This is a genomic window from Pinirhizobacter sp. (assembly GCF_035317885.1).
Classification (GTDB): domain Bacteria; phylum Pseudomonadota; class Gammaproteobacteria; order Xanthomonadales; family Rhodanobacteraceae; genus Pinirhizobacter.
In genome coordinates this window covers 1-12,223 of record NZ_DATHFX010000495.1, presented here as the reverse complement: position 1 = coordinate 12,223, position 12,223 = coordinate 1, and the positions used below count along the sequence as shown (strand labels likewise).

Below are 12,223 nucleotides of genomic sequence, written 5' to 3'. Positions count from 1 at the left end.
CGACCCTACCTTGCTGTTCACCAACTCAGGCATGGTGCCGTTCAAGAATGTCTTCCTGGGCAGCGAAAAGCCTGGATACGTGCGTGCGGCCGACGTCCAGCGCTGCCTGCGTGCCGGCGGCAAGCACAACGACCTTGACGCCGTGGGTTACACCGCGCGCCACCACACCTTCTTCGAGATGCTGGGCAACTGGTCGTTCGGCGACTACTTCAAGCACGACGCCATTGCCTATGCCTGGGAATTGCTCACCGGCGTCTTCAAGCTGCCGGCCGATCGCCTGTGGGTGACGGTGTACCACACCGACGAGGAGGCCTACCGGATATGGAACCAGACCGTCGGCGTGCCGGCCGAGCACATCGTGCGCATCGGCGACAACAAGGGCGCGCCGTACGCCTCGGATAATTTCTGGCAGATGGCCGACACCGGCCCCTGCGGTCCTTGCACGGAGATTTTCTACGATCACGGTCCGGATGTTGCCGGTGGCCCCCCGGGCTCGCCTGATGAGGACGGCGACCGCTACATCGAGATCTGGAACCTGGTGTTCATGCAGTTCGACCGCGCGCCCGATGGCACGCTCTCAGCCTTGCCTGCGCCGTGTGTTGATACCGGCATGGGCCTGGAGCGCCTGGCCGCGGTGCTCCAGCATGTCCATTCCAACTACGAGATCGACCTTTTCACGCACCTGATCCGCAAGGCGGGTGAATTCACCGGCACCGCCGACCTTGCCAACAAGTCGCTGCGCGTGATTGCCGACCACATCCGCGCCTGCTCGTTCCTTATCGTCGACGGCGTATTGCCGTCCAACGAAGGCCGGGGCTACGTACTGCGCCGCATCATCCGCCGCGCGCTGCGCCATGGGTGGATGCTGGGCGTACGCGGCGATTTCTTTTGGAAGATGGTCGCGCCGCTGGTGGAGGAAATGGGCGAAGCCTATCCGGAACTGCCAGCCAGGCGCGCGCTGGTGGAACAAGCGCTACGCACCGAGGAACAGCGATTCGGCGAAACGCTGGAAAAAGGCATGCGCCTGTTCGACGAGGTGGCCGGCAGGGCCCGCGGCAGCATCCCGGGCGAAGATGCCTTCCGGCTTTACGACACCTACGGCTTCCCGGTTGATCTCACCGCCGACATCGCCCGTGAACGGGGCTTGTCCGTGGACATGGCCGGGTTTGAAACCGCCATGGAACAGCAACGCGCCCTGGCCCGCAAATCCAGCCAGTTCGAATCGAAGGGCCAACTGCCGGCGGAGGTTGCCAGCGCACTGGCGCCGACTGTGTTCGAAGGCTATGACGCGCTTGAGCGCGAAGGCTGCAAGGTGGTTGCCATCGTGCAGGGCGGCAAGTCCGTGGAAGCCCTGGACCATGGCGGGGAAGCCACGGTGCTGCTGGACCGCACGCCGTTCTACGCCGAATCCGGCGGCCAGGTGGGCGATACCGGCAGGCTCAATGCCGGCGACGGGCAATTCGATGTCGCCGACACGCGCAAGCTCGGCGGCGTGTTCTTCGGCCATGTCGGCCGTTGGGCGGGTGTCCAGGCGCTGCGCGTGGGCGACATCGTGGTTGCCAGCGTCGACGCTGAGCGCCGCCGGGCCACGGTGCTGAACCACTCGGCCACCCACCTGTTGCACGCGGCGCTGCGCACCGTGCTTGGCGAACACGTGGCGCAAAAGGGCTCGCTGGTCGCGCCCGACCGCCTGCGATTTGATTTCTCGCACTTCTCGCCCGTCACGCCGGCGGAGCTTGCGCAGGTCGAGGCCATGGTCAATGCCTCGGTGCGTGGCAATGCCGAGGCCCAGGTACACCACATGGGCTACGACGATGCCATCGACTTCGGTGCCATCGCCCTCTTCGGCGAGAAATACGGCGACGAAGTACGCGTGCTGCGCATGGGGGAATTTTCCACCGAGCTGTGCGGCGGCACCCATGTCACCCGTACCGGCGACATCGGCCTGTTCAAGATCATCGGCGAAAGCGGCGTGGCGTCGGGTGTGCGCCGCATCGAGGCCGTGACCGGTGACGGTGCGTTGGCCTTCGTGGCCGACGAGGAGCGTCGGCTGGCCCAGGTTTCGGCCTTGTTGTCAGTCAGTGGTGACGACGTGGTGGAAAAGCTCCGCCAGCTTTTCGATCGACAGAAAAAGCTCGAGCGCGAACTTGAATCGTTCAAGGCGAAAGCCGCCGGTTCAGCTTCCGCGGACCTGGCGGCTTCGGCGGTGGACGTGAAGGGAATCAAGGTGGTAGCCGCGCGCCTGGAGGGCCTGGATGCCAAAGCCCTGCGCGATGCACTGGACCGCCTGAAGCAGGAGCTTGCCGACTGCGCGATCGTCCTTGCCGGTGCGGCCGATGGCCGGGCCTCGCTGGTCGCCGGTGTCGGCGGATCGGCGCTGGGCCGGATCAAGGCCGGGGATCTCGTGGCCCACGTGGCGGCGGCGATCGACGGCAAGGGCGGCGGGCGCCCGGACATGGCCCAGGGCGGTGGCACGGATGGTCCGGCGCTGGCCAAAGCCCTGGCAGAGTTGCCCGGCTGGATCGCCACGCGCGTTGTCTGAAAGCAAGATAACCGGGAATCGACGTCCCCGCGGTACACCGCCTGCGGTTTGGTACGTTGTTCGCGTTGCGCACCCCGCTTCGGCTCGTTAGTATCACCCGACTATCGATGCCGCCGCAGTGGGGGGGTGTCGAGTCGAGTGGTCGTGATTGGCCGCTGGTTATCCGAGTGTGTTGAGCCGGACAGGGTTAAGGTCCCTGGCCCGGGCGGTACGTCGAACCGTCGAGCGACGATCTCGGGGTGAGTCGTCGTCCGGTGGCTGGCCAATGACCTGAGTAAATGGAGTAACTATCATGTTGATTCTGACCCGCCGGGTCGGTGAAACCCTGATGATCGGCGACGAGGTGACCGTCACCGTTCTCGGTGTGAAGGGCAATCAGGTGCGCATTGGCATCAATGCTCCGAAGAATGTCGCGGTGCACCGCGAGGAAATTTACCAGCGCATCAAGAACGAGAACGATCCTTCCGACGGCGAGGTCGGCGAGGGTCACTGAGGCTTGTCGCACGCTCCCAAGGCCAGTATCCTTGGCGGCTCTTTCGGGCAAAACACCCGAAGGCCCAGGTTCACGGAGAGATGCCCGAGAGGCCGAAGGGGCTCCCCTGCTAAGGGAGTATAGGGTCAAAAGCCTTATCGAGGGTTCGAATCCCTCTCTCTCCGCCAGACACAAAAATGCCCCCGCAAGGGGGCTTTTTTGTGTCTGGCTTCGATCGAGGACCTAGATTCGAACCCTTCGTTCGACGCCGAAGGCGAACGGCCGAAGGCCGGTCATCCCTCCCCATGTCGGCAGTGCATTCATACGCAGCAGCTGTAGCGCTGAGCGAAACGCTCTTGATCTTCCGGCCATTGGCACGGCCAAATTCAAGGCACAAAAAACCGGCCTTGGCCAGTTTCTTCGGTACTGCATACAACGGGAATTATTTTGGTCGGGGAGACAGGATTCGAACCTGCGACTTCTACGTCCCGAACGTAGCGCTCTACCAGGCTGAGCTACACCCCGACAGCGAGCCGCGTATGTTAATGGGCTGGCCGGGGCTTGGCAACAGTTCCAGCGGCAGGGCCCGGGCATGGCGTGTCGCGCGGCGGCCCTGGCCTCATCTGGTAACCTAGGCGGCTGCATTTCGCCCCTTTGAAACCGCCTTCTTCCCGAGGATTCCATGGCACTGACCCAGGCCCGCACCATGCCCGGCGTGCTCGAGCTGCTCCCGCTGGACCAGATCGCTTTCCAGCGCATGCTCGACGTCATTCGCCGCAACTACGAGCGCTTCGGTTTCCTGCCCGTTGAAACCCCGGTAATCGAGTTTTCCGACATCCTGCTGACCAAGACAGGCGGTGAGACCGAGCGCCAGGTGTACTTCGTGCAGTCCACCGGTGCCCTGGCGCAGGAGAAGGACCGGCCGGAGCTTGCGCTGCGCTTCGACCTCACGGTGCCGCTGGCCCGCTACGTGGCCGAACACGAGCACGACTTGAGTTTCCCCTTCCGCCGTTACCAGATGCAGCGCGTGTATCGCGGCGAGCGAGCCCAGCGCGGCCGCTTCCGCGAGTTCTACCAGTGCGACATCGACGTGATCGGCAAGGACGCGCTTTCGGTACGCTACGACGCGGAGATCCCCGCGGTGATCTACAGCGTGTTCCGCGAGCTTGATGTCGGTGCCTTCACCATCCAGATGAACAACCGCAAGCTGATGCGCGGTTATTTCGAAGGGCTTGGCATCGACGATGCCGAGAAACAGATGCTGGTGCTGCGCGAAGTGGACAAGCTCGACAAGCGAGGTCCGCAATACGTGCGCGACACGCTCACCGGCGAGGCCTTCGGCCTCAGTCATGAAGCTGCCGACCGCATCCTGGATTTCGTCCAGGTGCGCTCCACCTCGCTCGCCGATGCGCAGGCAAAGCTCGACGCCCTTGGCAGCGGCGGTGAAACCTTCGAGCAGGGCAGGGCGGAACTGAAGGAAGTGCTGGGCCTGCTGCACGACTTTGGCGTGCCCGATACCCACTTCGCGCTGAACCTGTCGATCGCCCGGGGCCTGGACTACTACACCGGCACCGTCTACGAGACCACGCTCAACGATCATCCGGATATCGGTTCGGTGTGTTCGGGGGGCCGTTACGAGAACCTTGCCGGCCAGTACACCAAGTCGCACCTGCCTGGCGTGGGCATCTCCATCGGCCTGACCCGCCTTTTCTGGCAGTTGCGCGATGCTGGTCTTGTCGCACGCGCGCAGAGCACCGTGGACGTGCTGGTGACGCAGATGGACGCTGCCGACTTGCCACACTACATCGCCCTGGCCACCGAGCTTCGCCAGGCCGGCATCGCCACCGAAGTGGTGATGGAGGGCGGCAAGCTTGGCAAGCAGTTCAAGTATGCCGACCGCGCCGGCATCCGCTTCGTGCTGGTGCTTGGCGAGGACGAGCTTGCCCGTAACGTGGTCACGGTCAAGGATCTGCGCCGCGAGGACCAGTTCGAAGTGGCCCGCACCGAATTGATCAAAGCCCTGCGCGTGGAACTGGCCCAGGCTGACATCAGCTTGCACCAGTAATTAAAAGCCCCAGCACCTGGTAACCGCATGAACGACAACACGAGCATCCTCCTTGACGGCGCCAGCCTCACCCGCGCCGACGTGGTGCGTGTCGCGCGCCACGGTGCGACCATCCGCCTGGACCAGGAGCAGTTGGTGAAGGTTCGCCGCACGGCGGATTTCCTCGCCGAGAAAGTGAGTTGCGGTGAGCCCATCTACGGCGTCACCACGGGCTTCGGCAGCAATGCAGACAAGCTCCTGGGCGCCCACCGCGTGCGCGACGAGCTGCCTGGCGGCAACCCTGAGCACCATGAGGGAACCCTGCTTGAGGAATTGCAGCACAACCTGATCATCACCCACGCGGTATGCGTAGGCCGGCCATTCGCAGCGGAGGTCGTCCGCGCGATGCTGGTCATCCGCGTGAACACCCTGATGCGCGGGCATTCGGGCATCCGGGTCAGTACGCTCGAGTCCCTGGCCGAACTCTTGAACCGCGACATCATCCCGGTGATCCCGGAGAAGGGCTCAGTCGGCGCCAGTGGTGACCTTGCTCCCTTGTCGCACCTGGCCATTGTGTTGCTGGGCGGTGGCGAAGCGTTCTACCAGGGTGAGCGCATGCCCGGTGCCCAGGCGCTCGCCCGCGCCGGCCTGCAACCGGTGCGCCTGTCATTCAAGGAAGGCCTGGCGCTCAACAACGGCACCACGCAGATGCTGGCCTGCGGCGTACTGGCACTGGATCGCCTGGAGATGCTGATGGACACCGCGGACCTTGCCGCGGCGATGACGCTGGACGCCTTTGCCGGACGCACCCGCGCTTTCGCACCGGAAGTGCATGCACTGCGCCCGCACCCGGGGCAGGTGGCCACGGCCAGTCGTTTCCTTGAATTGCTCGACGGCTCCACCCTTGCCGACATCGCCTACCACCTGGTGCCGAAGTTCCGTCCGTGGCTGGCTGATGCCTGGAGCACGCCCGAAGGCCAGGCTCATCGGTTCGATATCAGCTGGGACTACGTGCCCGCCAGCCAGCGCCACGGCAAGGAAGCCTTCTACAGCCGTTTCCTGCCGTTCAAGGGTGGCAAGAAGCACCAGCCTCAGGATGCCTATTGCCTGCGCTGCGCCCCGCAGGTGCATGGCGCGGTGCGCGACGCGTGGGACCAGGCCTGCCGTGTCTTCGACATCGAGTTGAACGCCGTCACCGACAACCCGCTGGTATTCCCCGATGCGGAAAACGCCCAGGTGATCGAGGACCAGGTGATCTCCGCCGGACACTTCCATGGCATGCCGCTGGCCTTGTCGATGAGCTACGTGAAGGCGGCGATCCCGGTACTGGCATCCATATCCGAACGCCGCACGGCCAAGCTCGTGGACCCCGCCAACAACGACGGCCTGCCGGCCTTCCTGATCGGCAACGAAGACGCCACCGATTCAGGCTTCATGATCGTGCAGTACACCGCGGCAGCCCTGGTTAACGACCTGGCCACCCGCGCCCATCCGGCCTCGGTGTACTCAGTACCCACCAGCGCCAATGCCGAGGACCATGTCTCCATGGGCGCCAACGAGGCGCGCCATGTGCTTGAGATGACCGAAGACCTCGGCCACGTGCTGGCCATGGAACTCTATACCGCAGCGCAAGCTCTCCAGTACCGCCAGGACATGCTCAACGCGGCACGCGAACTTGCCATCAGCGGCGACTGGGCAGCCCTTGCGGGGAAGATCAACGGTGCCCCGCGACAGGATTCACCGCACTACCCGCAGTTCGAGCGTGAGGTCAAGCAGTTGATGCAAGCGCTTGCTGAGGCAGGGGATTTCCACGGTGGTACTGCCGTGCGCGAGGCGTTGGACACTCTGCGCGGGCAGATCGCCTTCATGCAGCGCGACCGCGCGATGGACGGCGATGTGAAGCGCATCTGCGACATCGTCGCCAGCGGCGTCCTGGTGGCTTAAACCCACACCAGCCCGGGGTCAGAGTTGTAACTCTGACCCCCCAACCGAAGCCCCTTGCGTCGCCATGGCCTCCCGCCTTGGCTGAACAGCCTTGCCCGATGGAGGCGGCCATGGCATCATCTGTCCTATCGTACTAACGCGTTAATACACTATGAAGCGACGCTCCCTCGATCCCCAGACCACGGCTGGCGATGCCGAACGCAGCCTTTGCGAGGCCCTGGTGGCCTTGGGGAAGGTCGACGACATGCGTGCCTTCCTGCACGACTTGTGCACCCCGGCGGAAATCGAACTGCTGGTCGACCGCTGGCGGGTGGTCCCGTACCTCCTCGAAGGCCTTTCCTACCGCAGCATCCACGAGAAAACCTCCGTGAGCATCACCACCATCGGCCGCGTCGCGCGCTACCTCAACCAGGGCAGCGGCGGCTACATGGCTGCCGCGGCACGTTCGCTCAACGAGCGCGGGGTATCGGCGTGAAGCCCCGCGACCGCTTGCGCATCGCCATGCAGAAGTCCGGCCGGCTTACCGATCCTGCCCAGGAACTGCTGGCCCGTTGCGGGCTGAAATTCCGGCAAAGCCGCGACAAGCTGTTCTGTTTCGGCGAGGGCGAGCCGGTGGACCTTCTGCTGGTGCGCGACGACGACATTCCGGGCCTGATCGCCGAAGGCGTCTGCGACCTTGGCATCGTCGGGCGCAACGTACTGCGTGAGTTCCAGCTGACAGCCGATCCCTCGGTAACGCGAATCGAAGAGCTGCGTCCGCTGGGTTTCGGCGCCTGCCGGCTGTCGGTGGCGATGCCCCAGGAAGACGCCTACACCGATTCCTCGCAGCTGGCCGGCTTGCGAATCGCGACCTCCTATCCTGGCCTGCTCGGCCAATGGCTGCGCGAGAACGGCGTGGAAGCCAAGGTAGTGATGCTCGCAGGTTCCGTTGAGATTGCCCCGCGCCTGGGCACCGCCGACGCCATCTGCGACCTGGTATCAAGTGGTGCGACGCTTACGGCCAACCAGCTTCGCGAGGTGGCTGTGGTGATGGAAAGCCAGGCCGTGCTCGCCGGCCCCGCCACGCTTCCCACCGATGAACGCGGCGACCTTGCCGAACTCATGCTGCGCCGCCTCGACGGCGTGATCCAGGTGCGCGACTCGCGCCTGGTGATGATGCAGGCGCCGCGCAATGCCCTGGACGCCATCACCCGCTTGTTGCCAGGGATGCCACGGCCGACGCTCACCCAGGTCGACGGCGAGCCCGACCAGGTGGTGCTGCAGGCGCTGTGCGCCGGTGCGGTGAGCTGGCGGCAACTGGAAGAAATGAAGAAGGCCGGTGCCCGCGACATGCTGGTGCTGCCGGTAGAGAAGATGCTGGCATGAAGCGCGTGGACTGGAACACCCTCGACGACGCTAGCCGCGAAGCGGCCCTGGCCCGTCCCGCGCAATCTCGCTCGGCGGGGTTGCAGGGCCGGGTGGCGGCCATCATTTCCGATGTGCGGAGCCGCGGCGACGACGCCCTGCGCGAGCTCACCGAGCGGTTGGACGGCCACAAGCCTGCTGTGCTTGAAGTAAGCGAGGAGGAATTCGTCGACGCCGAAGCAAGGCTCGATGCTGCCCTCAAGTCGGCGATTGCCGAGGCCGCTGCCCGCATCGAGGGTTTCCACCGGGCGGGCGCGCCGACGGCCGTGTCGGTGGAAACCGCGCCCGGTGTCTGCGTTGAGCGGATGCTTCGCCCGATCCGTCACGTGGGCCTGTACGTGCCTGCCGGCGGCGCGCCTTTGCCGTCCACGGCGCTGATGCTGGGCATCCCGGCGCGGCTGGCTGGATGCGCACAGGTGGTGCTATGCACTCCCTTGCAAGCGAACGGCCGCTGCGATGATGCCGTGCTGTATGCAGCGCGCCTGACCGGCGTGCACCGGGTATTCAAGCTCGGCGGCGCCCAGGCAATCGCCGCGATGGCGTATGGCACGGCGAGCGTTCCCCGCTGTGACAAGCTGTTCGGTCCGGGTAACAGCTGGGTCACCGAGGCCAAGCTCCAGGTAGCCGCCGACCCCGCCGGCGCGGCCATGGACATGCCGGCGGGCCCTTCCGAAGTGCTCGTGGTCGCCGATCGCGACGCCGACCCGGTATTCGTTGCGGCGGACCTCTTGTCCCAGGCCGAGCACGGGGTCGACTCGCAAGTAGTGCTGGTGAGCGATGCGCCCGGGATGCTCGATACCGTGGCGCGCGAGATAGACCGCCAGGTATTGCTCCTGCCGCGCGGTGATATCGCCCGCGCATCGCTTGCCAACAGCCGGTTGATCGAAGTGCGTGACATCGACCAGGCCATCGAGGTCAGCAACCGCTACGCGCCCGAACACCTGATCCTGCAGGTAGAAGACGCACGTCGCTGGCTCGCTTCTGTCCAGAGTGCAGGCTCGGTGTTCCTCGGTCGCTGGACACCTGAATCCATCGGCGACTACTGCAGCGGCAGCAACCATGTCCTGCCTACCTATGGCCATGCCCGCAGTTACAGCGGCTTGTCGGTGGCCAGCTTCGTCAAGCAGGTGACCGTCCAGGAACTCACCGCCGAGGGCCTGCGCGCCATCGGCCCCTGCGCCGTCACGCTTGCAGCGGCGGAGCGGCTGGACGCACACGCTCTGGCGGTAACGCTGCGTCTGGATGCCCTGGGCGAGGTGGCCGCATGAGCGTACTGGATCTGGCGCGCCCCGACGTACGTGCACTGGTACCGTATTCCAGCGCGCGCATGGAAGCCGCCGGTGGCGAGTTGTTCCTCAATGCAAACGAGTCGGCCTGGGACGATGGCCTGGGTTTGAACCGCTATCCCGAACCGCAGCCCATGGCGCTGGTTGAGCGACTGGCCCAGTTGTATGGCGTTGCCGCGAGCCAGGTGCTGGTGAGCCGCGGCAGCGACGAAGCGATTGATCTGCTGGTGCGTGCCTTTTGCCCGGCGGGCGAAAGCGCGGTACTCATTTCACCGCCGACCTTCGGCATGTATGCGGTGTGCGCGCGCGTGCAGGGTGCGAGGGTGGTCGAGTCGCCGTTGCGTCCGGCGGATTTCTCACTCGACATCGACGCATTGCTGGCGGCGGTGACTCCCTCCGTGCGCCTGGTGTTCGTCTGTTCGCCGAACAATCCTACGGGCGCCCTTGTGCCGCGCGAGAGCATCGAGCGTCTGGCGAGGGCGTTGGCAGGCCGTGCCGTGCTGGTGGTGGACGAGGCCTATATCGAATTCGCAGGGCAGGGCAGCGCCGCTACGCTTACGCAACAGCACGACCATGTTTGCGTGTTGCGCACCCTGTCCAAGGCCTACGCCCTGGCCGGTGCGCGCATCGGCTGCCTGCTAGGCGATGAAAGCCTGGTAGGACTGCTTCGCCGGATCATGGCGCCATACCCGCTGGCAACCCCTTGCACCGATGCCGCCTTGCTGGCCCTGGCATCGCCTGCCTTCGATGAGGCACTCGTGCACGTTGGCACGGTCCGCCAGGAGCGCGAACGCATGGCCCGGCGATTGCGGACATTGCCATTGGTACGCGAAGTAATGCCCTCCGATGCCAATTTCCTGACCGTGCGCCTGCATGATGCCGGCGCAAGCCAGGCGGCGTTGCTGGCCGCCGGCATCGTGGTGCGCGACGTGCGCCGCTACACGGGACTGCATGACGCGCTTCGCCTGACCATCGGCCGTCCGCAAGACAACGACCGCGTATTGGAGATACTCGCCACCATCTCGGTGCCGGCATGAGCGGCAAGATCCTCTTCCTCGGCCGTGACGGCTGCATCGTCGCCAGGCCTGCCGGGGGTCCGGTGGATGCCTACGAGAAGCTGGCGCTGGCTCCCGGTGTCGTCAACGCATTACAGCAGTTTGTCGGCGCCGGCTTCGACCTGGTGATGGTATCCAGCCAGCCAGGACTTGGCGGGCCGGGTTTCTCGCGCGAAGGCTTCGAAGGTCCGCAGGCGCTTCTGCTGGGTTTGCTTGCGTCGCAAGGTATCGTTTTTCGCGACGTATTCATCGACGAAAGCCTTCCCGCCAACGGCGCTCCCACATGCCCGCCAGGCGCCGGCATGCTGCGTGGTTACCTGGCTGATGACGGCTGGAGCCGCATGCAGTCGATGATGGTCGGCGACGCCGAAACCGACATGCAATTTGCCGCCAACATAGGCGTTCGCGGCCTGCGCATCGGCCACGATGGGCTGGATTGGCCCGCTGTCGCGCACGCGCTGCTCGATGGGCCACGCACGGGGAGCGTTACGCGCCGGACGAAAGAAACGAATATCCGCGTCAGCGTCGACCTTGACCGAGCCACCGAGCCACATGCGCGCACGGGGCTGGGCTTCTTCGACCACATGCTCGAGCAGATCGGCAAGCACGGCGGCTTCGCCCTGGCCATCGACTGCGATGGCGATACGCATATAGACGAGCACCACACGATCGAAGACTGCGCGCTCGCACTGGGCCAGGCGCTTCGCCAGGCGTTGGGCGACAAGCGGGGCATCGGCCGCTACGGCTTTACCCTTCCCATGGACGAAAGCGCAGCCAGTGCCACGCTCGACCTCTCCGGCCGTCCGTATTTCGTCTTCGAAGGAAACTTCCCGCGCGAGCGTGTCGGTGAAGTGCCTACCGAGCTTGTACCGCACTTCTTCCGCTCGCTGTGCGAGACGCTGGGTGCGAACCTGCACCTGACGGTGCATGGCGACAATGCGCACCACATGGTCGAAGCCTGCTTCAAGGTAGTGGCGCGGAGCCTGCGCCAGGCACTGCGACGCGAAGGCGCGGACCTGCCCAGCACCAAGGGAGCGCTCTGATGGCCGACGTGGTGCTGGTGGATGCCGGCGGCACCAACATCGGGTCGGTGCGTTATGCGTTGCTGCGCCTTGGGGCCGAGGCGGAACTCACGGCCGATCCGGAACGCATCCGCGGAGCTTCGCACGTGATCCTTCCCGGCGTGGGCGCGGCGCCCCCCGGCATGGCGCGGCTGCGCGAGGCCAACCTGGTTGAGGTGCTGCGCGGCCTCACGCAACCGGTGCTGGGCGTGTGCCTGGGCATGCAACTGCTTTGCGAGTCGTCCGACGAGGGTGACACCCCGTGCCTGGGCGTGGTGCCGGGCCGGGTGCGCCGTTTCCTGGCGATGCCGGGATTGCGCATCCCGCACATGGGCTGGACGACCTTGCAGCCGACGCAATCGCATCCGCTGCTGCGTGGCATCGGCGAGGATGCCTGGACTTACTTCGTGCATAG

10 protein-coding genes and 2 tRNA genes are annotated in these 12,223 nt (G+C 65.2%); 11 read left to right on the top strand and 1 reads right to left on the bottom strand.

Going from position 1 to position 12,223, the window contains the following annotated elements:
* The 3 genes from alaS to VK519_RS16350 form a co-directional block, all read left to right on the top strand.
* Positions 1-2,542, top strand: a 2,542-nt coding sequence (gene alaS / locus VK519_RS16360) for an alanine--tRNA ligase (protein ID WP_324351509.1), incomplete at its 5' end; no start/stop codon positions are given.
* A 292-nt stretch (positions 2,543-2,834) separates the two neighbouring features.
* Positions 2,835-3,035: a carbon storage regulator CsrA gene (gene csrA / locus VK519_RS16355; RefSeq protein WP_324351508.1), complete on the top strand. Its 201-nt coding sequence runs from the start codon at positions 2,835-2,837 to the stop codon at positions 3,033-3,035.
* A gap of 74 nt (positions 3,036-3,109) precedes the next feature.
* Positions 3,110-3,202: transfer RNA gene (locus VK519_RS16350), tRNA-Ser, on the top strand.
* Between the two features lie 260 nt (positions 3,203-3,462).
* Here the strand turns inward: VK519_RS16350 and VK519_RS16345 are convergent.
* A tRNA-Pro gene (locus VK519_RS16345) sits at positions 3,463-3,539 on the bottom strand.
* Between the two features lie 157 nt (positions 3,540-3,696).
* On the opposite strand from VK519_RS16345, the gene hisS reads away from it, so the two are divergent.
* The 8 genes from hisS to hisH all read left to right on the top strand — a co-directional run.
* On the top strand, positions 3,697-5,079 hold the full coding sequence (gene hisS, locus VK519_RS16340) for a histidine--tRNA ligase (RefSeq protein WP_324351505.1): 1,383 nt from the start codon (positions 3,697-3,699) through the stop codon (positions 5,077-5,079).
* 27 nt (positions 5,080-5,106) lie between these two features.
* Positions 5,107-7,002, top strand: coding sequence for an HAL/PAL/TAL family ammonia-lyase (locus VK519_RS16335; RefSeq protein ID WP_324351503.1), 1,896 nt, complete (start codon positions 5,107-5,109; stop codon positions 7,000-7,002).
* A 151-nt stretch (positions 7,003-7,153) separates the two neighbouring features.
* Entirely contained in the window at positions 7,154-7,477 is a 324-nt protein-coding gene (locus VK519_RS16330) for a YerC/YecD family TrpR-related protein (RefSeq protein WP_324351501.1), read from the top strand.
* Positions 7,474-8,367 (top strand): ATP phosphoribosyltransferase, encoded by an 894-nt coding sequence (hisG, locus tag VK519_RS16325; protein WP_324351499.1) that lies wholly within the window; start codon positions 7,474-7,476, stop codon positions 8,365-8,367. Before VK519_RS16330 ends, hisG begins: the two co-directional genes overlap by 4 nt.
* Complete coding sequence (gene hisD, locus VK519_RS16320; protein ID WP_324351497.1) at positions 8,364-9,674, top strand: histidinol dehydrogenase; 1,311 nt, start codon at positions 8,364-8,366, stop codon at positions 9,672-9,674. Before hisG ends, hisD begins: the two co-directional genes overlap by 4 nt.
* Entirely contained in the window at positions 9,671-10,729 is a 1,059-nt protein-coding gene (hisC, locus tag VK519_RS16315) for a histidinol-phosphate transaminase (protein WP_324351495.1), read from the top strand. The genes hisD and hisC overlap by 4 nt, the downstream gene beginning before the upstream one ends.
* Positions 10,726-11,790 carry a bifunctional histidinol-phosphatase/imidazoleglycerol-phosphate dehydratase HisB gene (hisB, locus tag VK519_RS16310; RefSeq protein WP_324351493.1) on the top strand — a complete coding sequence of 355 codons (1,065 nt, stop codon included), beginning with the start codon at positions 10,726-10,728 and terminating at the stop codon, positions 11,788-11,790. The genes hisC and hisB overlap by 4 nt, the downstream gene beginning before the upstream one ends.
* Positions 11,790-12,223 (top strand): imidazole glycerol phosphate synthase subunit HisH (hisH, locus tag VK519_RS16305; RefSeq protein WP_324351491.1); only part of this gene is annotated, 434 nt, incomplete at its 3' end. The genes hisB and hisH, both read left to right, overlap by 1 nt.